Origin of the sequence: Actinomadura sp. 7K507, assembly GCF_004348425.1 — a bacterium.
Taxonomy (GTDB): domain Bacteria; phylum Actinomycetota; class Actinomycetes; order Streptosporangiales; family Streptosporangiaceae; genus Spirillospora.
Map to the genome: position 1 here is coordinate 17,509 of NZ_SMKK01000055.1, position 26,454 is coordinate 43,962.

Annotated in this window: 27 protein-coding genes; 16 read left to right on the forward strand and 11 right to left on the reverse strand. The window is 71.4% G+C overall.

From position 1 onward, the window contains the following. Window positions 1–26: 26 nt before the first annotated feature. The 8 genes from E1285_RS14865 to E1285_RS14900 all read left to right on the forward strand — a co-directional run bounded on the left by E1285_RS14865 (window position 27) and on the right by E1285_RS14900 (window position 5,993). Window positions 27–734 (forward strand): DUF2993 domain-containing protein, encoded by a 708-nt coding sequence (locus tag E1285_RS14865; RefSeq protein ID WP_132152295.1) that lies wholly within the window; start codon window positions 27–29, stop codon window positions 732–734. 85 nt (window positions 735–819) lie between these two features. Next, on the forward strand, window positions 820–1,335 hold the full coding sequence (locus E1285_RS14870; RefSeq protein ID WP_132152297.1) for a sigma-70 family RNA polymerase sigma factor: 516 nt from the start codon (window positions 820–822) through the stop codon (window positions 1,333–1,335). Further along, on the forward strand, window positions 1,332–2,072 hold the full coding sequence (locus E1285_RS14875) for a zf-HC2 domain-containing protein (protein WP_132152299.1): 741 nt from the start codon (window positions 1,332–1,334) through the stop codon (window positions 2,070–2,072). The genes E1285_RS14870 and E1285_RS14875 overlap by 4 nt, the downstream gene beginning before the upstream one ends. A gap of 117 nt (window positions 2,073–2,189) precedes the next feature. Further along, window positions 2,190–2,654 carry a thioredoxin family protein gene (locus E1285_RS14880; RefSeq protein ID WP_132152301.1) on the forward strand — a complete coding sequence of 155 codons (465 nt, stop codon included), beginning with the start codon at window positions 2,190–2,192 and terminating at the stop codon, window positions 2,652–2,654. Between the two features lie 249 nt (window positions 2,655–2,903). Further along, window positions 2,904–3,341 carry a DUF4395 domain-containing protein gene (locus E1285_RS14885; protein WP_132152303.1) on the forward strand — a complete coding sequence of 146 codons (438 nt, stop codon included), beginning with the start codon at window positions 2,904–2,906 and terminating at the stop codon, window positions 3,339–3,341. After that, window positions 3,338–4,177, forward strand: coding sequence for a sulfurtransferase (locus E1285_RS14890; RefSeq protein ID WP_132152305.1), 840 nt, complete (start codon window positions 3,338–3,340; stop codon window positions 4,175–4,177). Before E1285_RS14885 ends, E1285_RS14890 begins: the two co-directional genes overlap by 4 nt. A gap of 49 nt (window positions 4,178–4,226) precedes the next feature. Further along, window positions 4,227–4,535 carry a DUF1416 domain-containing protein gene (locus E1285_RS14895; RefSeq protein ID WP_132152307.1) on the forward strand — a complete coding sequence of 103 codons (309 nt, stop codon included), beginning with the start codon at window positions 4,227–4,229 and terminating at the stop codon, window positions 4,533–4,535. 156 nt (window positions 4,536–4,691) lie between these two features. Continuing rightward, entirely contained in the window at window positions 4,692–5,993 is a 1,302-nt protein-coding gene (locus E1285_RS14900; protein ID WP_132152309.1) for a hypothetical protein, read from the forward strand. On the opposite strand, the gene E1285_RS14905 is transcribed toward E1285_RS14900, so the two are convergent. The 3 genes from E1285_RS14905 to E1285_RS14915 are packed head-to-tail and all read right to left on the reverse strand — an operon-like array spanning window position 5,881 to window position 7,717. Continuing rightward, window positions 5,881–6,498 (reverse strand): hypothetical protein, encoded by a 618-nt coding sequence (locus E1285_RS14905; RefSeq protein ID WP_132152311.1) that lies wholly within the window; start codon window positions 6,496–6,498, stop codon window positions 5,881–5,883. The two genes, E1285_RS14900 and E1285_RS14905, sit on opposite strands and share 113 nt — an antisense overlap. Further along, window positions 6,495–7,100 carry a hypothetical protein gene (locus tag E1285_RS14910; protein ID WP_132152313.1) on the reverse strand — a complete coding sequence of 202 codons (606 nt, stop codon included), beginning with the start codon at window positions 7,098–7,100 and terminating at the stop codon, window positions 6,495–6,497. Before E1285_RS14910 ends, E1285_RS14905 begins: the two co-directional genes overlap by 4 nt. Then, on the reverse strand, window positions 7,097–7,717 hold the full coding sequence (locus E1285_RS14915; RefSeq protein WP_132152315.1) for a hypothetical protein: 621 nt from the start codon (window positions 7,715–7,717) through the stop codon (window positions 7,097–7,099). The genes E1285_RS14910 and E1285_RS14915 overlap by 4 nt, the downstream gene beginning before the upstream one ends. 175 nt (window positions 7,718–7,892) lie before the next feature. On the opposite strand from E1285_RS14915, the gene E1285_RS14920 reads away from it, so the two are divergent. After that, entirely contained in the window at window positions 7,893–9,161 is a 1,269-nt protein-coding gene (locus E1285_RS14920; protein WP_132152317.1) for a S8 family serine peptidase, read from the forward strand. Between the two features lie 72 nt (window positions 9,162–9,233). On the opposite strand, the gene eccCa is transcribed toward E1285_RS14920, so the two are convergent. Then, entirely contained in the window at window positions 9,234–13,214 is a 3,981-nt protein-coding gene (gene eccCa / locus E1285_RS14925; protein WP_132152319.1) for a type VII secretion protein EccCa, read from the reverse strand. Between the two features lie 199 nt (window positions 13,215–13,413). Between eccCa and eccD the strand changes: the two genes are divergently transcribed. The 7 genes from eccD (at window position 13,414) to mycP (ending at window position 20,586) form a co-directional block, all read left to right on the forward strand. Next, the gene (eccD, locus tag E1285_RS14930; protein WP_132152321.1) at window positions 13,414–14,814 is read left to right on the forward strand and encodes a type VII secretion integral membrane protein EccD; all 1,401 of its coding nucleotides are present in this window, start codon (window positions 13,414–13,416) and stop codon (window positions 14,812–14,814) included. Window positions 14,815–14,821: 7 nt separating this feature from the next. Further along, complete coding sequence (eccB, locus tag E1285_RS14935) at window positions 14,822–16,276, forward strand: type VII secretion protein EccB (protein ID WP_132152323.1); 1,455 nt, start codon at window positions 14,822–14,824, stop codon at window positions 16,274–16,276. A gap of 192 nt (window positions 16,277–16,468) precedes the next feature. Beyond that, window positions 16,469–16,789 carry a WXG100 family type VII secretion target gene (locus tag E1285_RS14940; RefSeq protein WP_132152325.1) on the forward strand — a complete coding sequence of 107 codons (321 nt, stop codon included), beginning with the start codon at window positions 16,469–16,471 and terminating at the stop codon, window positions 16,787–16,789. A 43-nt stretch (window positions 16,790–16,832) separates the two neighbouring features. After that, window positions 16,833–17,129, forward strand: a complete 297-nt coding sequence (locus E1285_RS14945) for a WXG100 family type VII secretion target (protein WP_165966620.1) — start codon at window positions 16,833–16,835, stop codon at window positions 17,127–17,129. A gap of 129 nt (window positions 17,130–17,258) precedes the next feature. Beyond that, the gene (locus E1285_RS14950) at window positions 17,259–17,864 is read left to right on the forward strand and encodes a hypothetical protein (RefSeq protein WP_132152329.1); all 606 of its coding nucleotides are present in this window, start codon (window positions 17,259–17,261) and stop codon (window positions 17,862–17,864) included. 24 nt (window positions 17,865–17,888) lie between these two features. Next, window positions 17,889–19,025: a hypothetical protein gene (locus E1285_RS48175; RefSeq protein WP_132152331.1), complete on the forward strand. Its 1,137-nt coding sequence runs from the start codon at window positions 17,889–17,891 to the stop codon at window positions 19,023–19,025. Window positions 19,026–19,233: 208 nt separating this feature from the next. Further along, window positions 19,234–20,586, forward strand: coding sequence for a type VII secretion-associated serine protease mycosin (gene mycP / locus E1285_RS14960; protein WP_132152333.1), 1,353 nt, complete (start codon window positions 19,234–19,236; stop codon window positions 20,584–20,586). Between the two features lie 4 nt (window positions 20,587–20,590). On the opposite strand, the gene E1285_RS14965 is transcribed toward mycP, so the two are convergent. From E1285_RS14965 to E1285_RS14995, 7 genes are all read right to left on the reverse strand, one after another. Further along, entirely contained in the window at window positions 20,591–21,442 is an 852-nt protein-coding gene (locus E1285_RS14965; protein ID WP_132152335.1) for a hypothetical protein, read from the reverse strand. A 17-nt stretch (window positions 21,443–21,459) separates the two neighbouring features. After that, the gene (locus E1285_RS14970) at window positions 21,460–21,903 is read right to left on the reverse strand and encodes a hypothetical protein (RefSeq protein WP_132152337.1); all 444 of its coding nucleotides are present in this window, start codon (window positions 21,901–21,903) and stop codon (window positions 21,460–21,462) included. Next, entirely contained in the window at window positions 21,900–22,355 is a 456-nt protein-coding gene (locus tag E1285_RS14975; protein ID WP_132152339.1) for a hypothetical protein, read from the reverse strand. The genes E1285_RS14970 and E1285_RS14975 overlap by 4 nt, the downstream gene beginning before the upstream one ends. Window positions 22,356–22,379: 24 nt before the next feature. Beyond that, window positions 22,380–23,741, reverse strand: a complete 1,362-nt coding sequence (locus E1285_RS14980; RefSeq protein WP_132152341.1) for a TNT domain-containing protein — start codon at window positions 23,739–23,741, stop codon at window positions 22,380–22,382. Next, on the reverse strand, window positions 23,738–24,655 hold the full coding sequence (locus E1285_RS14985; protein WP_132152343.1) for a glycohydrolase toxin TNT-related protein: 918 nt from the start codon (window positions 24,653–24,655) through the stop codon (window positions 23,738–23,740). The genes E1285_RS14980 and E1285_RS14985 overlap by 4 nt, the downstream gene beginning before the upstream one ends. A gap of 1 nt (window position 24,656) precedes the next feature. Continuing rightward, window positions 24,657–25,466 carry a hypothetical protein gene (locus tag E1285_RS14990; protein WP_132152345.1) on the reverse strand — a complete coding sequence of 270 codons (810 nt, stop codon included), beginning with the start codon at window positions 25,464–25,466 and terminating at the stop codon, window positions 24,657–24,659. Window positions 25,467–25,548: 82 nt separating this feature from the next. Continuing rightward, window positions 25,549–26,409 (reverse strand): hypothetical protein, encoded by an 861-nt coding sequence (locus E1285_RS14995; RefSeq protein ID WP_132152347.1) that lies wholly within the window; start codon window positions 26,407–26,409, stop codon window positions 25,549–25,551. Between the last annotated feature and the right edge of the window lie 45 nt (window positions 26,410–26,454).

Genomic DNA, 26,454 nt, shown 5'->3' on the forward strand with positions numbered 1-26,454 from the left:
CGCATGCCGACGCACAGAGGAGAGACATGCGGAAAGTACTCGTGGTGCTGTTGGTCCTCGCGATCGTGGGCGTGATCGCCGCGGACAGGATCGGCGTGCGGGTCGCCGAGGACAGGATCGCCAAGGAGGTCGCGGCGCAGACCGACCTCACGCGGCAGCCGGACGTCACCATCCACGGCATCCCCTTCCTCACCCAGGTGATCGGCGGCGAGTACGACCACATCGAGCTCGGCATCGGCGACTGGACGCAGCAGGGCGTGACCGTCACCGACGTGAAGGTCGACATGCGCGGGGTGGAGGCGCCGCTGTCGCAGGTCGCCGGGGGCAACACCGCGAACGTCACGGCGCGGACGGCGACCGTGTCCGCCGTCACCCCGTACGACCTGATCAAGAAGAACGCGCCCCGGGAGGTCCAGCGGATCCAGCCGAAGGGCGACGACCTGGCGGTGGACATCCAGACCAGCATCCTGGGCATCCAGGTGAACGGCACCGGCATCCTGGAGCTCAAGCCGACCGATCGCGGCATCGCGGTCAGTCCCGTCTCGATCGAGTCGGAGGGCGGGCCCCGGATCCCGCTGGCGGCGCTGAGGCAGCAGCTCACCTGGGTCGTGCGGGTCCCCGCGCTGCCGCTCGGAGCCAAGATCAGCCAGATCCAGCCGACGCCCGAGGGAGTGCGGGTCGGCGCCACCGCCCAGAACGTCAAGCTGAACGACCTGCAGCAGGTGCAGCAATGACCCGTGCACACAGGTGCGGCGATGACCCGTGCACAAAAGACCGGGTGCTTGTGAACCGGGCCGCCTAGGCGTACGTGTCAGTGGTGTGGGTCCCACCGCGGATGACAGATTGCTGCGTGCCCTGTACAGCGAGCATGGAGGTCCCCTATTCGGCTATGTCCTGCGGCTGACCGGTGGGGATCGAACCCAGGCCGAGGACGTCGTGCAGGAGACGCTGCTGCGTGCCTGGAAACACCCTGAGGCGCTTTCAGGACGGCCTGTCCGGCCGTGGCTGTTCACCGTCGCGCGCAACCTCGTGGTGGACGCGCATCGCGCCAAGCGTGCGCGGCCTCCGGAGACGGGCATCGACGAGCACGTCCTGATGACCGCGTCCGGCTCCGACGACATCGACCGTGCCCTGGAGTCCTGGACGGTCGCCGAGGCGCTGACGGGGTTGAGCCCGCCGCACCGGGCCGTCCTGGTGGAGACCTACTACAAGGGCCGGTCGGTGGCGGAGACGGCGAAGGCGCTGGGCATCCCGCCCGGCACGGTGAAGTCCCGCACCTATTACGCATTGCGGGCGCTCAAACTCGCATTGGAGGAGCGGGGGTTGGCGCCATGAACGACTGCACGGACGTCCGCACCTCACTCGGGGTGTACGTGCTCGGCTCGCTCGACCCCGCCGAGCGGTCCCAGGTGGAGGCACACCTGGCGGGCTGCCCGGCCTGCCGGGACGAGCTCGCCGGGCTGGCCGGCCTGCCCGCGATGCTCGGGCGGGTCGAGGAGCGGCAGCTGGACCAGATGGCCGGGCCGCCGCCCGAACTGCTGGACGGGCTGCTCGCGCGGGCGGCCGAACGGCGGAGGGGATGGCTCGGACCACTGCGCCGGCGGGCCGGCGGGCAGGCCGGCGGGCGGGGCGCCGGGTGGGCGCCGCTCGCCACCGCGGCGTGCCTGCTGCTGGTCGCCGGCGCCCTGTTCGGCGGCTTCCTGCTCCCGTTCGGGTCTCAGGACGCCGCGTCGCCGCCTCCGCCGTCCGCCTCGCCTTCCGCGTCCCCCACCGATGTCGAGAGGATCGCCGCCGAGAACCCCAGCACCGACATCAAGGGCTACGTGCTGCTGAAGAAGAAGCAGTGGGGGACAGAGGTCGAGCTGCATCTGGCGGGGGTCCCGAAGGGCTCGCACTGCAGGCTGCAGGTCATCGCGCGGGACGGCCGCCGCGACGCGCTCGGCAGCTGGTACGTGCCGTACGACGAGGGCTACGGTGAGTACCGCGGCTCCACGATGTTCCCGCGCGGGCAGCTGTACTCGTTCGAGATCGTCGGCCTGGACGGGCAGCCGCTCCTCACGATCCCGACCTGATCTCCATGACCTGAGCCCCATGACCTGATCCCCGTGACTTGATCTCCATGATGTGGTTGCAATGACCGGCCTGGCTGCGGTGGAAGAACTCGCGGCGCGGCGCGGTTGTCGTTGACGATGACCGGTGCATTGATCGCGGCGGCCGTGCTCGCCGCCGCCACGGTGTTCGGCCTGCTGAGGCGGCGCCGTGACGGCGTCCTGCGCGCACGCCGGGGGAGCGGGGGCAGCGCGGTGAACAGGAACCGCGTGGCGAACGGGGACGACGGGGCGAGCGACATCCTCCGGCCGGACGACCTGGGCGCGGAACTCGGCGAGAAGGCCACCCTGCTGCAGTTCTCCAGCGCGTTCTGCGCACCGTGCCGCACCACCCGCCGCGTCCTCGGCGAGGTCGCCGGGATGGTGGACGGCGTCGCGCACGTCGAACTCGACGCCGAGGCGAATCTGGACCTCGTCCGTCGCCTGAACGTGCTCCGCACTCCGACGGTGCTCGTCCTGGACGAGGCGGGCCGCATCGTGCGCCGCGCGGCGGGCGCTCCCCGCAAGCCCGACGTCATCGCGGCCCTGGGCGAGGCCATCTCGTGAACCGCACCGGGACGACCTGCGAGAAGACTGTCTCGGAAGGCGAGACGGATGTGACAGTACGTGGATTGTCGGATTACTATTGTGTTCGTGCGTGACCGGACAGAGCAGATGCTCACGAAGCGCCGCGCGGTCGACTTCTGCCGCGTGGCCGCCTCGCTCTGTCGTTAGGCCTGAGGCATCGAGCCCCGCCGCCCCCGAGCACTTCCACTTCCAGCTCGTACGCACGCTTCCTCCGCCAGGAGCACCCCGATGCAGGTTGATCCGCGTGGGCCGCGCTTCGGCGCGGCCGTCACGACAGTGGTCCTCATCGTGGTGCTGGTGACCGGAAGCTGGGCGCTGCTCGCCGCTCAGGCCGTCGTGTTCGCCATCGCGACGTTCTTCGGCCTCCGGTACGCCCCGTACGGTTCGGTGTTCAGAGTGCTGGTCCGTCCCCGGCTCGCGCCGCCCAGGGAACTCGAGGACGCGGCCGCGCCCCGCTTCGCGCAGGGTGTCGGCCTGGCGTTCGCCCTGGTGGGAACGGTCGGCTATGCGACGGGGAGCACCTGGCTCGGCATCGGTGCCACCGCCCTCGCCCTGGCGGCGGCGTTCCTGAACGCGGTGTTCGGGTTCTGCCTCGGGTGCGAGATGTATCTCATAATCCGGCGTATCACCACAAGAATCCGTTCCGATAGGGAGGTTCCCGCATGAGCCGCTCAGACGTCCTGGTGGACACCGACTGGGTTGAGTCCAACCTGGACGCCCCCGGTCTGGTTCTCGTCGAGGTCGACGAGGACGTGTCCGCCTACGACAAGGGCCACATCCGTGGCGCCGTGAAGATCGACTGGCAGACCGAGCTGCAGGACCCGGTCCGCCGCGACTTCGTGGACAAGACCGGGTTCGAGCAGCTGCTGTCCGCCAAGGGCATCGCCAACGACGACGTCGTGATCCTCTACGGCGGCAACAACAACTGGTTCGCCGCCTACGCGTACTGGTACTTCAAGCTGTACGGCCACGACAAGGTGAAGCTGCTCGACGGCGGCCGCAAGAAGTGGGAGCTGGAGTCGCGCGAGCTCGTCACCGACGTCCCGTCCCGTCCCGCGACCGAGTACAAGGCCAAGGACCAGGACCTGTCGATCCGGGCGTTCCGCGACGAGGTCGTGGAGGCGATCGGCAAGCAGAACCTCGTCGACGTCCGTTCCCCGGACGAGTTCAGCGGCAAGCTCCTCGCCCCGGCGCACCTGCCGCAGGAGCAGTCGCAGCGGGCCGGGCACGTGCCGACCGCGCGCAGCATCCCGTGGTCGAAGGCGGCCAACGACGACGGCACGTTCAAGTCCGACGAGGAGCTCCGGCAGATCTACACCGAGGCCGGCGTCGACCTGAACACCGACACCATCGCCTACTGCCGCATCGGCGAGCGTTCCTCGCACACCTGGTTCGCGCTGCGCGAGCTGCTCGGCGTGCAGAACGTGAAGAACTACGACGGTTCCTGGACCGAGTACGGCTCGCTCATCGGCGTCCCGATCGAGCTCGGCGCACCCAAGTAACCCACCGCCCATCGGACGAGTTTTCCGTGTGCACGCAGATGGAGGAGCAATGACCCAGGGATGCGCAGCTCCCGAGCAGACGGCGCACCTGCCGGCGACCGTCGACCTCACCAACGAGGCCGTCATCCAGGGCACCGTCACCCGTGACGGCACCCCGGTGTCCAGCGCCTACGCCCGCCTGCTCGACTCGACCGGCGAGTTCACCGCCGAGGTGGTCACCGGCGACGAGGGCGTGTTCCGGTTCTTCGCCGCCGACGGCGACTGGACCGTGCGCGTGCTGGCGGCCGGCGGCGTCAGCGTCGACAACGCCATCACCGCGAAGACCGGTGAGGTCGCCGGCCTCGAGGTCGCGATCTGACCCGGATCGCCGGCTGCCGTCGCGGGGGTCGCCCTCCGCGATGAAACGAGACACCGGACCCCGCCGCCCGCTCCATGCGGACGGCGGGGTCCGTCGTTGTCAGGGACATATGGGGATTTACCCGGCGAGGTGTGTGGGCTCGATACGATCAGCGCGATGTTGAGTCTGTCCGCCAGGTCGCCGCTGACACTCCCGTGGGCCACGCTGAAGCTCGCGGGACGTTTCGTGCTGCCGCTCACCCTGTGGTTCACGGTCGGCGAGCTGCTGCGCTACGGCGCGATGTACGGCGGGTACCGGCTCGGCTCGATGAAGGGGATGGCGGCGACGATCGCGCCGATCGTCACCGTCGGCCTGCTGGTCGTGATCACGCTGGCGGTCACGGTGCTGATGGTGCACAGCGTCCGAGAAGGCCTCGACGTGGTGCACGCCCGCGAGGCCGACGGCGAGCTGACACCGTGGGCGGTCGGCAACGAGGAGTCGGTGATCGGCGCCATGGGCCGCGCCGCGCTCCCGTTCGTGATCTTCTATCTGGCGTGGGGGAAGCAGAACGAGGACGCCCGCGAGTTCGCCGGCCAGGCGGCGAGCCGCGGCTTCACCGAGGGCGGCGTCCAGGGGCAGATCGACGCCCTCGGACTGCTCATCTCGATGGACAAGCACGTCGGGCTCGCGATCGGGCTCACCACCGGACTGTTCCTGATGAAGGTCGCGGCGGAGTGGAGCCTGGAGGAGCGGCTGCCCCGGGCCATCGGCGCGCTCGTCGCCTTCCTTGAGGTCCAGTTCGCCCTGTTCGGCATCTTCACCATCGACCAGCTGCGCAACAACGCGGCCGAGTGGATCACCGGGCGGCAGGTGTGGGAGTGGATGACCAGCACCGCGGGACCCGTCATCGACCTGTGGGGGCCGTTCAAGGACGCGGTGCTCGGCGCGCTGATCATGCTGGTGATCGCGGGGGTGATCCTCGGGCTCGACGCCGGGGACGAGCGGGTCGTGCTCGGGCGCAGCCGCGCGGCGCGGCGGCTGGCTAGGGCCGGCGGGGTCGAGCGGACGAACAGCCCCCGGGAGGTCCTCACCCGCGGTTTCCGGGAGATGTGGCTGCCCGCCTGGTACGGGCTGCGGCTCGTCCGCCGGTCGGGGATGATGCCGTTCGCGACGTTCTGCCTGCTGTTCGCCGGCCTGGACGTGGCCGAGGAGGCCTCCCGCCGCTTCGCCTACGAGGTGATAGGCCCGCAGGAGGTGACCTGGTGGATCCAGGCGCTGCCGTTCGTCGGTTACGGGACGGCGCTGGTCTTCGAGATCCTGCGCGTCTGCCTGCTGGCGGCGGCGTTCAACCTCGTCATGGCGAGGGTCAGTGCTCGAACCGCAGCGAAGCCAGTGGGTCCCCCTTCTTCCGCGACGTCTTCGGCGCCTCTATCTCAAGCTCCAGCGAGTCAGCCTTGGAGCGGGGCACCTTCGCCGTGATGGTGACCATCATCGCGACGCCCACCTGGGCCTTCCCGTCGGCCGTCCCGGTGGCGGACCACTCGCGGCCCTCGTCGTCGACGAGCCGGTAGGCGAACCCGGACCCGACCGCCTTCGCGGCGGCGGCGTTCTCGGGCCGGAAGCCGACCGAGAGGCGCAGTTCGGTCACGCCGCTCGAATCCTGCTGCCCGCCGATCGCCAGGGGCTGGGCCGCCGCACGCTTCATGATCTTCCACTTCGCGCCGGCGAGCTCGCCGATCGCTCCGGGCTGGACGGTGGTGACCTTCTCCGGAGGCTTCAGATTCTTCTCGACGCTGTTCGACTCGTCCACCCACTGCACGGACAGGAGCAGGGGCACGACGCACAGCACCGCGATGGCCTGGAGGATCCGCCTTTCCCGGGGACGCAGCCTGGGTTCGCGCGCCTCCTCGGACTCGGAGAACTCGGAGGGCTCGGGCTCGGGGGGGATCGCGGGGAGGTCCGGCTGGGTGTCCTCGGACGTCATGGGGTGTCCGCCCTGATGTCGTAGCGGTCGGGGGCGCCCTTGATCAGCTCGTCCGCCCGCTTCCCGGTGATGCCGAGGTCGATGTCCGCCTCCGCCGACAGCTGCGGCAGCAGCCCGCCCGCCCCGAGGACCAGGTGCGCCCCTTCCAGCCGCTTCTCCGGCAGCTCGAACACGAACGTGGCCGCCGACCAGATCATCGGCTGGAGGGTCGGCTGGGCCCTGGCGGACGCGGAGCCGCCCCGCGGGTCCTTCTCGAAGGTGTAGCCGCCCGGCGTCTCCAGGTCGGCCGTCCGCAGATCCACGGGCTCGCGGTGGCTCGTCGCCTTGACCCGCACGATGAGGTAGATCCCCTCGGTTCCGATCGGGGGCGGATCGCCGAGTGAGAGGTTCGGAGCCAGCGACCGCGCCGCCTCCACCTTCTCGACCCGCACGCTGAAGTCGCGGTTGCGGACCTCCTCGCCGATCGTGCCGCCGTTCCGGATGGGTTCCAGCGCCGTCGCCCTGACCTCGGGCAGGAAGGAGTGCAGCCACATCGCACCCGCGAGGAGCGCGGTCCCGCCGATCCCGGCGCCGCCCTTCAGGAGTACCTTGCGCACGTTCATCCGGCCGCCACCGGGAGGCTGAGGCGGCCGACGAGCTTGTCGTCCTCACGCTGGACGATCCAGTTGAAGGTGTCGTCGGTGAACCCGTGCTCGTACTTCCACATGCGCAGCCCCACGGTCAGTTTCGCCGGCGAGTCATCCGGGTGCAGCTTCCACATCGCCGACGCCTCGACCGGCAGCCCCGGCTGCGCCACGCCCGTTTCCGCGCCGGCGGCGACGCCGTCGACCCGGTCGGGTTTCACCCACTTGCCGTCCTTCGTCAGCGCGCCCACACCGTCCGCCAGGCCACCCGATTCGAGGGACTCGGTCTCCTTGCCCTTGTTGACCGCCCTCATCCGGACGATGAGGAACCGCTCCTGCTTGCTCCCGAAGTCGCCCTTCGCCGTCCCGATCCGCACGTCCCGGACGGTCACGTCGAACAGGCCGAGGTCCAGTGCCTTCCCCGCCTGCTTGGACGGCTGCTTCGGCGTCTCCTTGAGACCGCCCGTCACCCACAGCAGCGAAACCAGGACCGCGAGCACGCCCAGCACGCACAGGGGCACCACCCAGCGCCGCGCCGAACGCCGCCCTTGCTCTGCGTCCCCGGGAGGCGGGGGAACCGGTCCGTACGACTGCACCCGCCAGATGGTAACCGTTGCGGACCCCCAGGGTGCCTGGGATGGATGCCAATGGGTGGGTTCGAGGTCATCGTCGGGGACGTCCCCCTCCCCGGCGTCGATCATTTAGAGTCGTGGTCGTTCTAAGGTCGTGTTCAAGGTCGTGGGGTTCGCACACGTCAAGGGGAGACGAGGAATGCGCGGAGGGCGACTCGCGGCGGGGACCGGTGGCCTGGCCCTGACGTCGGTTCTGGTGTTCGCGCCGACCGCGGCGGCGGCACCGGCGGCGCCGGGGGACCGCCCCGTGGCGGCGCCGACCCCCAGCAAGAAGCCGGAGAAGCCGGCGAAGCCCAAGCCGGAGTGCAACAAGCCCGCCGGGCAGCCCGCCTCGGCCATCACGGTGGAGCCGTGGGCGCAGCGGCGCCTGGACTTCGAACAGGCGTGGCCGATCACCAGGGGCAAGGGCGTGACCGTCGCGGTCGTCGACAGCGGCGTCGACACCGGCCATCCGCAGCTGAAGAGCAAGGTCGCGGCGGACTTCGACGCGACGAAGACCGTGGCCGACGACTGCCTCGGCCACGGCACCCAGGTCGCCGGCATCATCGCCGCGAGCGACCTGCGCTCCCAGGACGTCCCGTTCGTGGGGGTCGCGCCGCAGGCCACGCTGCTGAACGCCAAGTGGTCCAGCGGGGAGAGCACGAACGACAGCACCCTGCTCCCCAAGGCCATCTCCTGGGCCGCCGGCAAGGGCGCCAAGGTGATCAACGTGTCGGCGGACGCCCCGGACACCCCGGCGCTGCGCGAGGCCGTCAAGAAGGCGCAGAAGAGCGACGCCCTGATCGTCGCGTCGGCGGGCAACGTCACCGAGAACCAGCGCGGCGAGGAGAGCGCGTCCTATCCGGCGAGCTACAAGGGCGTCCTGTCGGTCGCCGCGGTGGACGAGGCCGGGACGATCGCGAACTTCTCGAACCTCAAGACCCGGGTCGACGTGTCGGCGCCCGGCCAGAACGTCGTCTCGACCCTCGGCGACGGCTACGTGGGCGGCCTGCAGGGCACGAGCTTCGGCGCCCCCTACGCGTCGGGGGTGGCGGCACTGGTGCGCGCCCGGCATCCCAAGCTGACCTACCAGCAGGTCATCAACCGGATCCTGATCACCGCCGAGGGCGGCAACGGGCAGGGAAGCGGGCACGGCATGATCAGTCCGCTGCAGGCGGTGTCCGCGCTGATCGACCCGAACGCCAAGCCCGGCGCGGCCGGTGACCGGCCGATGGGCGGCGCCGTCCCGATCGCGAAGCCGGAACCCGTCGACCACCGGACCCGCGACATGGGCCTCGCCGTCGCGGGCGGCGGCCTCGCGCTCGCGATGCTCGTGGCGTTCGGCGGTGCGATCATCCCCCTCGGCCGCAAGCGCGGCTGGAAACCGGGACGCGCCGCCGTCCCCAACGACGAGCCGCGGAACGACTGAGCCTCCGCCCCTCCGTCACTGCTCGTGGCCCCGGTCGCTGTTCGTGGCCCGGGTCGCTGTTCGCGGCTCCGGTCACTGCTCGTAGTAGGCGGTCTGGACGAGGCGCTTGCCGGCGCGGCGGTCGGAATGGGTGCCGCGGCCGGTGGGCAGCGGGCTCGGCCGGACGTCGAACAGGTTGCCCTCGTCCTTGTTGCCGGACATGATCAGCGCCGGGCTGGCCATGTCCTTGAGCCGCTGCAGGACCGGGTCGAACATGGCGCGGCCCGCACCGCCCATCGTGCGCGAGATGATCAGGTGCATGCCGATGTCGCGGGCCTGCGGCAGCAGCTCGGCGAGCTGCGCGAGCGGGTTGCCGGACGGGGTGGCGACCAGGTCGTAGTCGTCCACGACCAGGAACAGCTCCGCCCCGCTCCACCACGACCTGTTGCGCAGCTGGTCGGGCGTCAGGTCGGACGGCGGGAGCCGGTTCACGAGGGCGCCGTTGGTGTCCTTCATCAGCCCGTTCGCGGCCGTCGAGGACGCGGCGAACCCGATGACGTGCTCGCTCTCCGCCGAGTCCAGCAGGGCGCGGCGGTAGTCGAGCATGATGATCCGGGCCTCGTCGGTCGTGTACCGGGCCTTGATCGACTCGACGATGAGCCGCAGCAGGTTGGACTTGCCGCACTCGTTGTCGCCGAGAACGACGAAGTGCGGGTCGTTGTCGAAGTCCAGCAGGACGGGCGACAGGGTGCCCTCGTCGATCCCGATCGGGACACGCTTGCCGGTCTCGGTGACGGCGGGCAGCCGCGTGTGCGGGAGCATGTCCGGGAGCATCCGGACGGGCGGCGCGGGCGGGCGGCCCTCCCAGCCGGTCTGGATCGTCCGCACCAGGTGCCGGACGCCGTCGGCGAGGTCGCCGGAGGTCTGCCGGCCGTCGACGCGGGGCAGCGCGCCGAGGAAGTGCAGGCCCTCCCGGGTGATCCCGCGTCCCGGACGCCCCTCGGGGACGTTCGCGGCGAGCTTGCGGTCCATCTCCGACTCGTAGGGGTCGCCGAGCTTCAGCTCCAGCCGCGTCTGGAACAGGTCGCGGATCGTCAGCCGGAACTCCGACCACTTGTTCGTCGCCGCGATGACGTGGATGCCGTAGCCGAGGCCGCGCGCGGCCAGGTCGGTGATCGTCCCCTCGATCGCCTCGAACTCCTGCCGGACGGTCAGCCAGTTGTCGACGACGAGGAACACGTCGCCGAAGCCGTCCCCGGCGATCTGCCCCTCGGCCCGCATCCGCCGGTAGGTGCCCATCGAGTCGATGCCGCGCTCGGTGAAGAACCGTTCCCGCGACTCCAGCAGCCCGGACACCTCGGCGACCGTCCGGCGGACGCGATCGGGGTCCAGGCGGCTCGCGACGCCGCCGATGTGCGGCAGGTCCGCCAGCGGCGCGAGCGCGCCGCCGCCGAAGTCCAGGCAGTAGAACTGCACCTCCTGCGGCGTGTGCATGAGCGCCAGCGAGGCGAGGATCGTCCGCAGCACGGTCGACTTGCCCGACTGCGGGTTGCCGGCGATGCCGATGTGCCCGGCGGCTCCGGACAGGTCCAGCCACATCGGGTCGCGGCGCTGGTCGAACGGCTTGTCGACGATGCCCGCGAAAGCGTGCAGCCGTCCCCGGCCGTCCCAGCCCGCCGTGGTGTATCCGAAGTCGGGCGTCTGCTGGAGCTGCGGCAGCACCTGGTCGAGGGTGGACGGTTCCGCCAGCGGCGGCAGCCAGATCGGGTGCGGCGGCGGCCCGTGCCCGGCGAGCTGCCGGACGACGAGGTCGAACAGGCTGATCTGCGGGCCCTCGTCCTCCTGGCCGCGCCGCCCCTGCTCCTGGTCCGGCTGCTCCTGCATGTGGGGCCGCACGTATGCGGGGGTGAACGGGACGATCTGCGCGAGCTGCCGCGGTCCCTGCCGCGACGACTCCCGCGCCAGGTCATCCTCCGGCTTGTACGTGCCGGAGACGTACGCGGCGCGGAACCGCGTCATCGACTCGGTCCCGATCTTGAGGTAGCCGTTGCCGGGCGCCTGGGGCAGCTCGTAGGCGTCGGGCACGCCGAGGACGACGCGCGACTCCGCCGACGAGAACGTGCGGAGGCCGATCCGGTAGGACAGGTGCGTGTCCAGGCCGCGCAGCTTGCCCTCCTCCAGCCGCTGCGACGCGAGCAGCAGGTGGACGCCGAGCGAGCGCCCGAGCCGCCCGATCATGACGAACAGCTCGGCGAAGTCGGGCTTGGCGGACAGCAGCTCGGAGAACTCGTCCAGCACGACGAACAGGGTCGGCATCGGCCTGAGCGGCGCGCCCTGCTCGCGGGCCTTCTCGTAGTCGCGCAGCGAGGCGTAGTTGCCGGCGGCGCGCAGCCACTCCTGCCGCCGCACCATCTCGCCGTGCAGCGCGTCGTACATGCGGTCGACGAGCGGCAGCTCGTCCTCGAGGTTCGTGATGATCGCCGAGACGTGCTGCAGGCCGTCCATGCCGAGGAACGTCGCGCCGCCCTTGAAGTCGACGAGGACGAAGTTCAGCACCTCGGACGAGTGCGTCATCGCCAGGCCGAGCACCAGGGTGCGCAGCAGTTCCGACTTGCCGGAGCCGGTCGCGCCGATGCACAGGCCGTGCGGTCCGTAGCCGCCCTGCGCGGCCTCCTTGATGTCCAGCTCGATGGGGCGGCCGTCGGAGTCCAGCCCGATCGGTACCCGCAGCCGGTTCCGCGGCGCCCGCGGCTGCCACACCTGCCGGGTGTCGACCTGGGCGGGGTCGGGGACGCCGAGCAGCGTCGTCAGCGTCGTGGCGGAGGACAGGGCGTCCATCTCCGGGCCGGTGGCGGTGCTGGCCCGCAGCGGGGCGAGCTGCCGGGCGAGCCCGTCCGCCTGGACGTAGCTGAAGTGGTCGGGCCGGCCGAGGGAGCTCGGCACGTCCTTGCCGGTGCGGTCGCGGCGCAGCATCGCCATCTTGTCGGGCGCGACCCGCAGCCGCAGCATCGTGCTGTCGGAGGTCGGCGCGACATGGCCGGTGAGGTCGATGACGCAGACGCCCTCGATGCCGTCCGAGCCGATCTGCGAGTCGGGCGTGACGGCGCCGCCGTCCATGATCACGACGTGGTAGGGCAGGTCGCTCTGCTGCAGGCCGGGGGTGAACCGCGCCCGGTCCTTCACCTCGTTCCCGAGCATCCGCTCGAGTTCGGACAGCGTGCCGGTCATCAGGCGGACGGGGCCGGCCGCGTCCGTCGCCGTCGGGTGCATCGCGTGCGGCAGCCACTTGACCCAGTCCCAGTGGGGCATCGCCTCGGGCGACGCGCACACGCTGACCCGCATGTCGTCGGGGGAGTGGAACGCTGTGAGCTGCGCCACCATGGCGCGGACCATCCCGCGCGCCGCGTCCAGGTCGCCCATCGGCAGGATCCGCGTGAACGACGGCAGCGACACCGCCACGGGCAGGTTGGGCACCGTCGAGTGCGCCCGCACGAAGCGCCGCAGCGCCCCGGCCGTCATCGGCTCCAGGTCCTCCACCGGGCGGGTCTCCGGCGGGATCAGCTGGACGGCGAGCTTCTGCGGCCCGGCGCCGATCCGCACGTTGCCGAAGTCGGAGTCGGACGGGCGGCGCTCCCAGATCCGGGCGCTCATCACCAGCGACCACAGCGAATCGGGGGCGGGGCTGTTCCATTCCAGCGACTCGCGCTGCTGCTCGGCCGCGCGGCGCACCTTGCGGCGCGCCTGGCTGAGGTAGCGGAAGTAGTCGCGCCGCGCGCCGTTCAGCTTGAACTTGCGGTCGCCGGAGCCGCGGCCGACCTGGCCGAGCATCATGGCGCCCATCGCCAGCGCCATGCCGCCGCTGCCGATCATCATGATCGGGCTCCGGGTGCCGCCGCCCAGCAGCATCAGGCCCATCATGAGCGGCATGATGGCCATCGGCGCGTACATGAGCACGTTCTGCAGGCCGCCGGTCTGCGTCTCCGGGATCTCCGGCGGAGACTCCAGCAGCAGCTCGCCTTTGGGGGCGGGGGGAGGTTTGCGGCGCTCCTTGCGCCGGACCAGGATCGTGCTCACCTCGGCGTTCCTCCGGGAGCCGTCCCGCGGGCGGCGGCGTGGGTCCGGGGAGCGGCCGGCCCGCGGGTGCTGATAGATGCTTGAGGTTGATTTACGGTAGCCCGGCGTCACATCCTAAGCTGCGCGTCGATCAGATCCGCCGCTGATCGGACATGAGCCGCTGATCGGACATGATCGGACATGGAGGTCGGGAGCTCCCGTGAATTCGCCCGCCACAACCGAACTCTGCAGGGTCACCCTCGTCGCCCCGAGGCGACGGGTCGACGTGAGCCTGCCCGCGGACGTCCCCCTGGCGCACATGCTTCCCACGCTGCTGCGCGCGGCGGGGGAGGACCTGGCGGACGCGGGCCTCGCCCACTCCGGCTGGGTCCTGCAGCGACTGGACTCGGAACCGTTCGACGCCGCCCAGACGATGAGCGCGCTCGGCGTCCGGGACGGCGAGATCCTGTACTTCCGGCCGCGGATGGAGCAGCTTCCGGAGATGTCGTTCGATGACGTCGCCGACGTGATCGCCTCCGGGATCCGGGAACGCACGGACCGCTGGCGTCCCACCACGACGCGCTCGTTCGGTCTCGGCGCCGGCGGCGTCGCGCTGCTCGTCGGCGCGATCGTGATCGCGCTGTCCGGGCCGCCGTGGATCGTGCCCGCCGTCGCCGCCGGGCTGCTCGCGCTGCTCATCCTGATCGTGGCGGCGGCGCTGTCGCGGGCGATCGCCGATTCCGGCGCGGGCGTCATCCTCGGCTACGCGGCGCTCCCGCACGCGTTCCTCGCCGGGCTGACCGCGCCCGCCCGCGAGGACCTGGAACTGCTCGGCTTCGGTGCGCCGCACCTGCTCGCCGCGTTCGGGGTGACCGCGCTCGCCGCGATCATCGCCGCGTTCGCCGTCGCGGACGGGCTGCCGGTCTTCCTCGGCATCGCGTTCGCCGCGCTGGTCGGCGCGATCGGGTCCGGCGTCGGGTTCGCGTTCGGCGACCTGCCGGCCGCGGGCATCGCCGCCGTCTCCGCGGTCGTCGTGATGATGTTCTTCGCGGCCGTGCCGTCGCTGTCGTTCAAGCTGGCGCGGATGCCGCTGCCTCCCGTGCCGAGCAGCGCGGAGGACCTGCGCCGCGACACCGAGACGGTGAACGGCCGGGAGGTGCTCACCCGGACCGCCGCCGCGGACCGGTTCTCCACCGGGCTGATCGCCGCGATCGCGCTCGTCGCGGGCGGGGCGATGCTGTTCCTGTTCGACACCGGCGGCTGGGCCGGTCCCACGATGACCGCGGTGATGTCGGTGTCGCTGCTGCTGCGAGCCCGGGTCTTCCGCGGCGTCGCGCAGCGCTCGTGGATGCTCGTGATCGGGCTGCTCGGCCTGGTGCTGACGGTGATCGGACTGGCGCTGCACGCCAGCCAGGTGATCGCGCTCGCCGCGGCGCTGGTCCCGCTGCTGGTGCTCACCGGCATCGTCATCGCGGTGACGCTGTGGCTGCCGGGCCACCGGCCCACGCCCGTCTGGGGCCGGTGGGGCGACATCCTGGACATGATCGTGATGATCGCGCTGATCCCGCTCGCGCTGGCGGTGCTCGACGTCTACGCCCGCGTCCGCGGGCTGGCCGGGTGACGCGCTGATGCAGAGCCGGCGGGATCTCTACCAGGCGCATCGCCTGATGACGCAGCGGGTCGGGCTCGCCCTGCTGCAGGGCGAGCCCGACGTCGCCGAATCGCCGATGCGGCGGCTTTCGGTGGGCGCGTTCATCGGGGTGCTGGTCGGCCTCCTGATCATCGCGGTATTCGGCATCTGGGGGCTGCTGTCCCCGGGCGGCGCCAAGGGCCTGGACGAGCCCGGCAAGCTGATCATCGAGAAGGAGACCGGGACCAAGTACATCTACGACGCCAACACCAAGAAGATGTTCCCCGTCGCGAACTACGCGTCGGCGCTGCTCGCCCTCGACTCCGACGGCGAGCCCGAGCGGCGCAGCGTGTCGCGCAAGTCGCTGGACGGGTTCGAGCGCGGCGCGATGATCGGCATCCCGGGCGCGCCGGACTCGCTGCCGGACGACGAGCAGCTGGTCCGCGGCCCCTGGTCGGTGTGCACGCGGGAGGCGGCCGGGCCCACCGGCGTGAAACGGCAGGTCACCGCACTCGCCGCGGGGCGGAAGGTCGGCGGGCGCGGGCTGGGCGGCGGTGAGGCCGTCGTGGTGCAGAGCGGCGGCACATCGTGGGTGGTCTGGCAGGACCACCGCATGCAGCTGACCGTCCCGGCGAACCAGGTCACGGCGCTGACCGGCGGGCCCGCGGCCGTCGAGGTCCCGGCGACGTGGCTGAACACGATCCCCGCCGCGGGCAACTTCGGCTCCCCGAACGTCCCGGAGCGGGGCAAGGAGGTGTCCGGTCCCCGCGGCGGGAAGGCCCGGGTCGGCCAGGTGTTCAAGGCCGAGACGGGCGCCGGCGGGCAGGCGCTCTGGTACGTGCTGCTCGCCGACGGGCTCTCGCAGATCAACGAGACGCAGGCGCAGCTGCTGCTGCGCGACGTGAAGACCGCCGACGCCTACCCGGGCGAGCAGGCCAGGCCGCTGCCGACCGACGTCCCGTCGGCGCAGCGGATGGCGTCGGCGACGCGGCTGCTGGACAACAACCTTCCTCCGACGCTACCGAAGTTCGTCTCCTGGGATACCGCGACGCCGCTCTGCGCGGTGTTCCCGGTCGGTTCGCCGAAGGCGCGGCTGACCGTCGGCGGGTCGCTCCCGGCGCCGTCCACCGGCGCGCTCGGTTCCGGCAGCGCCGGGGGGACCGGGACGGTCGACCAGATGGTGCTGCCGCCGGGCGGCGCGGCGTTGATGAGCCTCGTGCCCGCGGGCGGGGACACCACCACCGTCGGGGGCGGCGGCTCGGGGTCGCTGTCCCTGGTCAACGACCAGGGGGTCCGGTTCGCGCTGCCGTCGGCGGACGTCGCCAAGAAGATCGGATACGACCCCGGGAAGGCCGCGCCCGTCCCCTCCAGCGTCATCCACCTGATCCCGCAGGGGCCGGCGCTCGATCCGACCCTGGCGCGCAAGCCGGTGTCGACGTCGCGGGGAGGGTGAAGTGAAGGGGACGAACGTGCTGTAGGTCACATGAACCGGGAGATCATCAACCGCGTCGACCTAGATAGCGGCAAACACCTATGATCTCTAGATCTCGTGCCGTCAGGAGGGCTCCCGAGTCTGCCGGCGCAAGGCGGATGGCTCCCCCGTCTCCTGCGGCCCGCGACCAAAAATCGCTACGGAGGTGACACTGTGACTGACCAGTCCGCAGTCGACAGAGCAGCCATGCAGCAGGCCGCAACGCGGATCGAGGACTCCGCGGGCATCGTCAAGGGCCTGCAGACCAGGCTGGACGGGCACAAGGGCCAGCTGATGGCCGGGTGGTCCGGTAACGCCGCGGTGTCGTTCGACCGGGTCTTCAACGAGTTCCAGAGCGAGATGACCAAGGTCCGGACCGCTCTCGAGGGCATGCACCAGAAGCTGGTGCAGACCAAGATCACGTATGAGAGCGCGGAGCAGGAGCAGCAGGACGCGGTCAACAAGATCAACTTGCTGCTCAACGGCGGCACCTGACCGGTCCCGTCAGCAGACTTCCCTCCGATCGAAGGACTCCATCGTGAGCGACAGCTACACCAAGGCAAATTTCGGTCAGATGCAGCAGGCCCAGGCGGACTTCACGCTGGCCTACCGCGCGCTGGTCGACGAGCTCGACGACCTCGAGAAGGTCCTCGAGAACAGCCTCAGCCAGTGGGAGGGCGGCGCGCGAAGCGCCTACTGGGACGCCAAGCGCCAGTGGGACACCGCCGCCGCCCAGATCGGCCAGATCCTCAGCCAGCTCGGTGTCACCATCGGCGACGCCCACAGCAACTACAGCGGCGCGGAGCGCGCGAACCTCAACACGTGGTCGGGCTGACGCACGACCCGAGAGGCCCGGCGCCGAAAGGCCCGGTCCTGTGAGGTTCGGCTACGTCGTGCGTGCCCGGCGCGGGCCCGCACGACGTAGTCGTGCCGGGACAGACGTGAATCGCCGGGAGGGTGAGCGGTGAGCGATTACTACCTGACAGACGCGGAACTCGCGACGATCGAGCACCAGAGGTACGCGGGCTCCGCCGGGAGGGACGAAAGCGGCGAGATTCCGGAGTACGAGTCCGTCGTCGGAATGACCCGTGACGAGTGGAACAACCTCTCTGAGGCGAGGCAGCGCGAACTGTACTTCGAGTACAGCGCTGGAGCCGACGCCGGCAATTGGGACGATCCGGACAACGCCCTTCCGCGCGGCACCGAGCCACAGCGCGGCGAATGGGACGCGAAGGCCGGAGACGGCTACGACGTGGATCCGGCGGAGCTCCGGTCGCTGGCCGGTGACATGCAGTACAAGCTGGACATCTGGAAGCGCAAGCTCGACAAGGTCGGCACCACCTCGGTGACGCAGGGCGACCTCGGCAACATCCAGGGCTCCGAGCAGTTCATCGGCGTGGTGAACGCGAGCAAGTCCGGCTTCCAGCAGTACATCGGCGCCATCGAAACCGCCTACAAGAGTGTGATCCAGAAGCTCAGGACGACGGCGGACCAGTACGAGACCGCTCACGGCAACACCCAGTCGACCGTGAACGGCGTCGACCCGAGCGGCAACCCGAACCTCAGCTGATCACCGACCCCGGAAGGAGGATCGATGGGAGAGAACGCCGAGCAGTACCCGATCAGAGACGGGCTGAGCTTCGGGACCCACGACGCCGGCGAGATGAGCCATGAAGACGTCAAGAACAAGCTGAAGAGCCTGAATCCGGGCAAGGTCGGTGACGCCTCGACCGCCTACAAGGACGCGGCGGAAGCCCTGGCCGAGATGACCGACGAACTCCGCAACAACTTCGCCAACAAGATCGTCACGCACTGGAAGGGCGAGGCCGCGCAGAAGGCCCTCGACCAGCTCGGGCAGGTGTACAACACCGCAGGGACCCTCTCCGACGACAGCCACCGGAACGCCTCGCTCTACGCCTGGTACAAGCACGACGTCCTCGACTGGTACAAGACCCAGGGCGAGACCATGACCGACGGCTGGGTCCACACCGGCGGGGACGACGACAACGCCCGCGAGCTGATGAACAGGTTCATCGGGCGCATGAAGGAGGCGTTCGACGGTCACCCGCTCAAGATCGAGAAGGACCTCCCGTCCGGTGTCGGCAACGGAGGCGAGGACGGGCCGCCCTACGGCGGTCCGGGCCCCGGTTCGGGCGGCCCCGGCCCGTTCGGAGGCGGCGGCCCCGGCGGGTCATTCGGCGGCTCCGGTCTCCCGGCCTCCGACGGTGCCTCACCGTTCTCCGGCGGTCCGGGGAGCGGTCCGGGCTCGTGGAACCCGGGCGGTGACGGCGGCCCGTTCGCGCCGGGCGGCGGCGGTGGACCGCACCTGTCCGGTGTACCCGGTGGCAGCGGCCTGCCGGGTGGCGGCGGATCGCTCAGCGGGGCCCCCAGCTCCGATCTGGCGGGCATGCCCGGTGGCGGCGGTGGAATGCCCGGCGGTGGCGGTGGAATGCCCGGCGGCGGTATGCCCGGCGGCGGCTTCGGCGCCGACCCGGGCGGTTTCGGCGGCCCCGGCGCGGGCGCGGGCGGTACGGGTCCAGGCGGCGGCGCGATGGGCGCGGCCGGACGCGGTGCCGGCATGCGCGGCGGCATGCCCATGGGCGGCATGCCGATGGGCGCGGGCGGCGGCCAGGGCGGTCAGGGCGAGGAGCGCGACCGCCAGACCTGGCTGTCCGAGGACGAGGACGTCTGGGGCGGTGACGACGACACCGCGCCCCCGGTGATCGGCTGAACCCGGGTGAACGCGTGGCGCACGGGCGGCCGGCGGCTTCGGTCTCCGGACGCCCGGACCTGTGTGACGGGCCGGCCCGTGGGACGGACTGGCCTGTGTGACCGGCTGGCCTGTGTGACCGGTCGGCCTGTGTGACCGGTCGGCCTGCGTGACCGGTCGGCCTGTGTGACCGGCTGGCCTGCGTGACGGACTAGGGAGTGTGCGACGGATGCGATGGCTGCTTCGGACGGCGGCGTCGGCGGTGGCGATCGGCTTGGCGGCGACCCCGGTGCTGCCCGCACACGCCGTTCCGGGTCCTGACCCGCAGCAGTGGTGGTTCGACTCCTGGAGCATCCAGAAGGAAGTGTGGCCCGTCACCAAGGGCAAGGGTGTGACGGTCGCCGTCATCGACACCGGGGTCAACGCCCAGCTGCCCGACCTGAAGCCCGCCGTCCTGCCCGGCGGCGACATGACAGGCAAGGGCGGCGACGGCCGGAAGGACTACGACACCCGCCAGGACGGCCACGGCACCGGGATGGCGAGCCTGATCGCCTCGCAGGGCACCGAGACGGGGTTCGTCGGGGTCGCCCCGGAGGCCAAGATCCTGCCGATCGCCGCTCCCTCGCTGAGCGGCCCGACGACGGGCAAGGCGGTCCGCTTCGCCGCCGACCACGGCGCGAAGGTGATCAACATTTCGCAGGCCAGCCCGTCCGCCGGCGTGTACCCGAACCAGTGCCCGCCGCAACTGCTCGAAGCGATCAAGTACGCGGCGGGCAAGGACGCCGTGATCGTCGCCGGCGCGGGCAACTCCGGCGACTTCGACAACAAGCCCGCCTATCCGGCGTCGTGCCCGGGTGTCGTCGCCGTCGGGGCGTTGGCCCACAACGGAAAGCCCTGGAAGTCGACGCAGCGGCAGGACTACGTCACGGTGGGCGCGCCCGGACAGGACGTGGGCTGGATCAACAAGGAGGGCCACGTGTTCACCGCCGGCGAGGGGACCAGCCAGGCGTCCGCGCTGACCTCCGGTGCCGTCGCCCTGCTGCGCAGCCGCTACCCGGACATGCCGGCCCGCCAGATCGTGCAGCGCCTCACCGCCACCGCCAAGGACTTCGGCCCGCGCGGCAAGGACGACATGCTGGGGTACGGCGTCATCAGCATCCCGCGCGCCCTCAAGCAGGACGTCCCGGCGACCGCGCCCAACCCGGTGTACGCGCGGCTCGACAAGGTCGGCGGCGCCAAGGCCGGAGCCGGCGCCACGCAGCCGGCCGCCGCGGAGGAGGAGGACTCCGGCGGCTTCCCGGTGCTGATCGCGGGCGGTGCCGTGGTCGTCCTGCTCGTCCTGGGCGGCGGCGCGTTCCTGCTCCTGCGGCGTCGCCGTGGGCCCGCGGCGCCGCCCGGTCCCGGGGGGACGGTGCCGCCCCCGCCGCAGCCTTTCGGAGCGCCGCAGCCGGGTCCTGCACAGCCGGGTCCTGCACAGCCGGGTCCTGCGCAGCCGGGATCTGCGCAGCCGGGATCTGCGCAGCCGGGTCCTGCGCAGCCGCCGTACCAGCCTGGCCCGCAGGACCAGCCTCCCGGCCGCTGACGGCTCAGGGGCCGACGCAGTCCGCGCAGGTCGCGAGCGTGTCCGTGACGCTCTTCGCGATCGTCTCTGCGTCCGCCCGGGTGGCCTCCTCGTCCGGGGCCTTCGACGCACCGGCCTTGGGGGAGCCGTCCTTGCCGAGTTCCGACGTCGTTCCCCGGTACCGCACCGAGATGACGGCGTTGTCCAGGCGGACGGTCACCGTCGCGGTGCCGGACCGTCCCAGCGGCCCCTTGAGCGTCGAGTAGTGGGTGAACGCCCGGTCTCCGATCCCGATGACGCTGGGGGCCTCGGCGTGCAGCGATCCGCCCGCGCCCTGCGACTTGCCCGCCATGGACCGGGCGCCGTTCCATGCCGCGTCGAACTCGGACTCCGCCTGCGTCGCCCCGCCCAGGTGGAGCCGTACCGCGACGTTCAGCCGATGGGCGGTGAGCGTCTTCGCGCCCGGCGGCCCTAGCGAAGGCTCCGCCCACTCGCATGCCCCGTACCGCTCGGTCGCGGAGGTGGCGGCCTTGGCGGGGACGGGCGCGTCGGAGTTCGGCACGTGCCGTTCGAGCGTGTACCCCGGGACGAGGAGGCACGGCTCCGGGATCGAGGTGAACCGGGCAGGCGCGGACCCGCCGTCGTGGCCGCCCAAGGCCCAGGCGGCCCCGGACGCGGCGGCCAGCGCGACCGCACCGGAGACCAGCGCCCAGCGCCTCCTCGTGATCCGCGGCCACCGGGACTTCGCGGTCTCCGTGACGGGCACCGGCAGATCGGCGGGCTCCGGTGGGTCGGCGGGCGGCTCCCCGGCGGTCCGGTCCGCACCGTCCAGCCGCTGGTCCGGAGGCTCGAACGTCGGGCGCGACTCATCGGACACCGTGCGTGCCCCGCCGCCTAATTGTCGCCGGACGGCTGCTTCTCCCGCAGCCAGACCGGGACGTTCTCGGGTGCGCGCGGGTAGAGCTCAAGGTCCTCGGCGTAGGCCTCCGGCGGCGGCGCGGTGGCCCACTTGGGCTCCTCGTCCCGCCCGTACTCGATCTGGTACGTGAACGGGAACGTGAGCCGCAGCTTGGCGGAGAACCAGGTGCCGAGCCCGTCGGCGTACATGCCGGAGCGGAGGCGTCCGAACAGACCGCCGAGCGCGGGCGGCGGCGTCCACAGGCTGGGCAGGCCCGGCCCGGAGACCTTGCGCACCTGCCCCAGCGTCTCGCCGTGGGAGCCGACCGCCCGGTGGACGACCACGCACTCCTGCCACGCGGCCGGGAGCGCGTGCACCAGCACGAGCGTCATCTCTTCGAGAAGCTCGTTCTGCTCGGCGGGATCCAGCCGCTCGCTCACCGTGCCTCCTGCAGCCTGCCGCGCAGCCATTCCGGGATGTGCTCGTCGTCGCGCGGGAACGCGGCCAGGTCCTGAGCCCATTCGGCGGCCGTGATGTCCGGGTCCCAGAGCGGGTCGTAGTCGTTGTTGAAGCTGGTGTAGTACGCGCCGGGCGGGTCCATCATCAGCCGCATGCTCAGCCAGGTGCCCGCCCCGGGCCGGTACATCATCGAACGCAGTTCCCCGAGCATGCCGATCACGTCGCGCGGCAGCTCGGCCGGCGGCGACGAGCCGTCCCGCAAGACGACGGTGAGCGCGATGTCGGACACCGCGACGGTCATGAGGGCCTTCATGTCGATGCGCTTCCAGCCGGCCGGCGCCGCCTGGGCCAGGAGCGTCGCGACGCCCTTGGTGAGCTCGTCGTAGCGCTGCGGGTCGTAGGGCGTCGGCCCTCGGCCTGGAGCGTCGGTCATGGCTGTCCCTCCTGTTCCGCGAGTTTAGTGTCCGGCCCGGTCAGCGGTGATCTCCACCAGATGGCCGGACGCCACGAGGTCGGCGATGGAGTCGACGAGGTAGAAGCCGATCCCGGTGTCGGGCGGCTGAGGGTCGCTGCCCATGGGGCCTGGGGCGAAGAGGCCGGTGTAGGCGCGGATCGGCTTCGCCACGCGGTAGAGGTGGTAGCTGTAGTCGCTCGGCGATCCCCACAGGCCGCGTCGCAGGAACGGGGTTCCGACGGTGTAGACGAAGGAGCCTGCTGAGTCGCCGTAGGCGTCCACTTCCATGCCCGCTTCCAGAACCTCGCTGGGGGGTTCCGGTGCGGCCTGCGGTTCCGGGGCCGGTTTGGGGAGGACGTTCTCCGCGAGCATCATGAACACGTCGTGGACGGAGACGTACGCGCTTTCCTCTGGGGCGGGGCCAGGGAAGCAGACGAAGTGACCGTCGGGGCGGTTGTGGAGCGAATCGAGAGATATATATGGGCCGTCACCGTGCGGCCGTGGTGAGTCGGCCGTGCGTACGTTCAGCTCCCTGCCGGTGTCGCCGAACAGCCAAGCCTGCTGGCCCTTCTTGGGTTTGCGCTGCAGGCTGAGGATCCGCACGTCCATCAGTACCGTGCTGTTGACCTCCATCCCGGCATCGGTCATCACGCCCGCCATCGCGTGCGCGACCGCCCGGTGCGGTTCGGCGTAGGGGAAGACGTCACCGCCGGGCCCGACGGCCAGCCAGGCGCCGTCGGCGTGGGCGACCGTCCAGCTGTTCTCGGCTGGAACCCCGAAGCGCAGCGGGCTGGCGCCGGGCACGAAGTCGGCCAGCTTCATGCGGGCCCGCATGAACAACCGTTCGCTGCCCGCAGGCAGCAGCGCGACCAGGTCGTTCTCCCGTTGTGGGGCGGCGGCGAAGTTCTGGGCCGCGTCGTGGAGGTCCAGGAGCGTGCGCATCCACGGGGGGATACTGCCGTCCGGGCGGGGGAACCGCTGGAGGTCGGCGGCGCAGTCGGCGGGGGCGATCTCGTCCGTCCAGGCGACCTCGGCGGGGGACCGGGCGGATACTCCCCAGTCGGTCACCCCGTCCTTCTTCCAGAGGTTGTAGGTGAACGCCGCCCAGGGCCCCTCGTCCGGGTCGTAGGTGATCTCCCGGTGGCGGCGCAGGAGGTCAGGGACGCCGGTCCGCGGAAGGCGCCGTCCGGCGGCGTGGATGCCGGAGGGGTAGCGGCGTCCCGTTTCGGAACCGGTCAGCTGGACGACCTCGTGATCGCCTATCGCGCGGTAGGTCAGCGTGGCCTTCTCCCAGGTGTCGGGAAGCAGGCCGGCGACTTCGTCGATCAGCCGCTGGAGCAGCGTCGTTTCCGGATCGTCGGTCATGGGGCCCCGGTGGTCTCGCTCAGCGTCCCGGACGCGAGCAGCGCGGCGATCGTGTCGACGAGGTAGTAACCGCGGCCCTCCTCGGCGGGGTTCTCGACGGAGATCGTCGCCTTCTCGACGGGGAAGGACGGGTAGACGTGCAGCGGCTCGCGGACCCGGTAGGCGCGGTACGGGTGCCGTTCGGGCTCGCCCCACAGGCCGCGCCGGTTGAACGGCGTCCCCGGCTCGAAGAGGAACACCTCGCCGGTGTCGCCGTAACCGTCGAGGATCGTGTCCTCCGGCAGGATCTCGCCGGGCTCGCCCGCGGAGTCGGGGAGCAGGTTGAAGGCCGCCATGGAGAAGACCGTGTGGACGTTCATGAACGGGCCCTCGGAAGGCGCGGGGCCGGGCCGGTGGACGAAGTATCCGGCGCGTCCGGCGAGCCCTTCCAGTGCGATGCACGATGTGCCGGACGGTCGCGCCGCGTCCTCGGACTCGGCCCAGATCCGCTGGCCCGTTTCGGTGAGGGCCCAGGCGTTGGTGTCCCGGTCGACCGTGATCAGGCCTGCGATCTTCAGGATCGTGCTGTTCAGGCTCACGCCCTCGTCGGCGAGGAGGCCGCCGACCGCGTGTGCCGTGGCCTCCCTCGCCGTCGCATGGCCGGATGCCCGGCCCTGTGGCTCGTCGGATGCCCGGCCGTGTGGCTGGCCGGATGTCGCGTCGGTGGAAGCGGCCGGCCGATGAACGGACTGCCAGCCGTTCTCGCCGTGCAGGACCGACCGGCACCCCTGCTCCACGGCACCGACGCGGAATCGGGCGGCGCCGTCCCGTGTCATGTCACGCAGAACGTGACGGGCCCGCGCGAACAGGATCGGGCTCTCGGGGGCGAGCCGGGCGACCAGTTCGCGCTCGTGCTGTGCCTGCGGGGGAGCCATTTCAGGGCGTGTCCGCCGGCCGCTGGATGGTCGCCACGGCTTCGCGGCGCGCGTCCTCGTCCACCTCGGGAACCGCGAACCCGTTCCCGCGTGCGAAACCGACCAGGTCGGGCTCGGGCGGGACGCCGTGGACGCGCAGGTAGTAGGCGACCGCGCCGGGCCAGATCCACGTGCCGTCGGTGTGGTAGCTCATCGGTACCTCCGCGCGGCGGCCGGGATCGAGGACATCGGTGTCGTAGCCGCGAGCCGCGAGGACGATCGGGGCGCGCTCCAGATACCGCAGCAGCCCCTCACGCTCTCCCTCGGGGACCGAAGGGCGCTCGACGACCGGTGTGCCCGACGGGCCGGCGGAGTCGAAGAGGCGGGCGATCCGCATCCCCGCGGGCGCCGGCTGCGGGGTGCCCGCCAGCCCCCGCTCACGCAGCGACTCGTCGAACAGCGGATTCGTCCGCTTGCTCAGGGAACGGATCAGTGCCTGTTCCTCCGGAGTCAGCCGCCTGCCACCGCCCTCCTGGGCGGTCTCCTCAAGCCCGCGCATCGTCTCGTAGAGGGCCATGACGGTGCCTTCGCCCAGCCCCTTCCGGGCCCGGAACATCTCCACGGCGGCGACGAACTCCTCGAACGGCAGCTCGTCGATGTCGGCGTCACGGTTGAAGTCCAGCTCGCCGATGTAGCGCATGGCGCGCACGAAGGCCCCGCTGCGGGGGTCGGCGGCCAGGCAGTCCAGCCCCCCGCCCGGCGTCTCCAGGAGGACGACCGGCCTTTCGTCGTACACGAAGTACCGCGGATAGGTCTTCCTCACCAGCTTCACAACGACTCCCGTGATGATCCGTGACGGCGGCGACCGCACCCGGCGTCACGCCCCGTGCCCGGTGTCATGCCCGTGCCCGGTGTCATGCCCGTGCCAGGCGGTCCAGTTCGTCCAGCGTGGACGCCCGGCCCTCCTGCGCGTCGGCGGCGATACCGCCGGCGAGCCGGTCCTCGGGGGTTCCGCGCATGCGGCGTACCGCCTCCGCGGCCGGGACGCCCTCCCCGAAGGCGTGCGCCAGCCGGGCCTCCCACAGCCCCGCCGCGATCTCTCCGTCCCGGCCCGCGGCCGTCCGCCGGAGATAGGACGCGGCCTCGCCCGCCCCCTCCTGCGGCCCTTCTTGCGGCCCGTCTTCCGGCAGGGACGCCCACACGTACCCGAGGACCGCCCCATCGCGCGTCACCGGGAAGAACAGCACCGGCCCGGTCGTCCGTTGCGCGTACGACGGCGGCCGGACGCTCACGAGCGGGCCCCAGTCCTGCGAGCGGTCCGCCGGCGTCCCGTCCGGGTACAGGCCGTCCTGGACGAGGGGGCCGGGCGTCACCGGCGCGCCGGGGTTGGTCAGCTCGTGGAGGGCGGCGAGGTTCGCGGCCCGGTGCTCCCGCGCGTCCGCCGGGATCGCGCCGCCGACCGGGTCCTCGGCCGCGCCCGCCCAGCGCCGGATCGCGTCCGGGGCGGCGACGCCGCGGCCGTGCGCGTCGTCCAGGCGGCGCCCCCAGACATCGGCGGCTTCCGCGCCCGCCGCCTGAGCGGCGATCCGCCGGATGAAACCGGCGGCCTTCGGGTTGGACTCCGCCGCCCACAGATGCCCGAGCAGCTCACCGCGCCGGACGACGGGCAGGTAGAGCACGGCCTGCCGCGTGAACCGCTCGTATGCGGCCGCCGGCGGCCGTGGCCCGCCGTCGATGGGCGGGGCCTGCGGAAGATCCGGAAACCCGTCACTCATGACGTGCGCGCCTTTCCCTCGTCATTGTCGCACCCGCCCTTATCG

What these genes read in the sequence shown, in the direction of transcription:
- E1285_RS14875 (WP_132152299.1), top strand. Translation starts at nt 1,332, where the DNA reads ATGAACGACTGCACGGACGTCCGCACCTCACTCGGGGTGTACGTGCTC.
- E1285_RS14890 (WP_132152305.1), top strand. Translation starts at nt 3,338, where the DNA reads ATGAGCCGCTCAGACGTCCTGGTGGACACCGACTGGGTTGAGTCCAAC.
- E1285_RS14910 (WP_132152313.1), bottom strand. Translation starts at nt 7,100, where the DNA reads ATGAACGTGCGCAAGGTACTCCTGAAGGGCGGCGCCGGGATCGGCGGG.
- E1285_RS14900 (WP_132152309.1), top strand. Translation starts at nt 4,692, where the DNA reads ATGTTGAGTCTGTCCGCCAGGTCGCCGCTGACACTCCCGTGGGCCACG.
- mycP (WP_132152333.1), top strand. Translation starts at nt 19,234, where the DNA reads ATGCGATGGCTGCTTCGGACGGCGGCGTCGGCGGTGGCGATCGGCTTG.
- E1285_RS14880 (WP_132152301.1), top strand. Translation starts at nt 2,190, where the DNA reads ATGACCGGTGCATTGATCGCGGCGGCCGTGCTCGCCGCCGCCACGGTG.
- E1285_RS14995 (WP_132152347.1), bottom strand. Translation starts at nt 26,409, where the DNA reads ATGAGTGACGGGTTTCCGGATCTTCCGCAGGCCCCGCCCATCGACGGC.
- eccB (WP_132152323.1), top strand. Translation starts at nt 14,822, where the DNA reads ATGCAGAGCCGGCGGGATCTCTACCAGGCGCATCGCCTGATGACGCAG.
- E1285_RS14980 (WP_132152341.1), bottom strand. Translation starts at nt 23,741, where the DNA reads ATGACCGACGATCCGGAAACGACGCTGCTCCAGCGGCTGATCGACGAA.
- E1285_RS14885 (WP_132152303.1), top strand. Translation starts at nt 2,904, where the DNA reads ATGCAGGTTGATCCGCGTGGGCCGCGCTTCGGCGCGGCCGTCACGACA.
- E1285_RS14865 (WP_132152295.1), top strand. Translation starts at nt 27, where the DNA reads ATGCGGAAAGTACTCGTGGTGCTGTTGGTCCTCGCGATCGTGGGCGTG.
- E1285_RS14975 (WP_132152339.1), bottom strand. Translation starts at nt 22,355, where the DNA reads ATGACCGACGCTCCAGGCCGAGGGCCGACGCCCTACGACCCGCAGCGC.
- E1285_RS14920 (WP_132152317.1), top strand. Translation starts at nt 7,893, where the DNA reads ATGCGCGGAGGGCGACTCGCGGCGGGGACCGGTGGCCTGGCCCTGACG.
- E1285_RS14985 (WP_132152343.1), bottom strand. Translation starts at nt 24,655, where the DNA reads ATGGCTCCCCCGCAGGCACAGCACGAGCGCGAACTGGTCGCCCGGCTC.
- E1285_RS14905 (WP_132152311.1), bottom strand. Translation starts at nt 6,498, where the DNA reads ATGACGTCCGAGGACACCCAGCCGGACCTCCCCGCGATCCCCCCCGAG.
- E1285_RS14895 (WP_132152307.1), top strand. Translation starts at nt 4,227, where the DNA reads ATGACCCAGGGATGCGCAGCTCCCGAGCAGACGGCGCACCTGCCGGCG.
- E1285_RS48175 (WP_132152331.1), top strand. Translation starts at nt 17,889, where the DNA reads ATGGGAGAGAACGCCGAGCAGTACCCGATCAGAGACGGGCTGAGCTTC.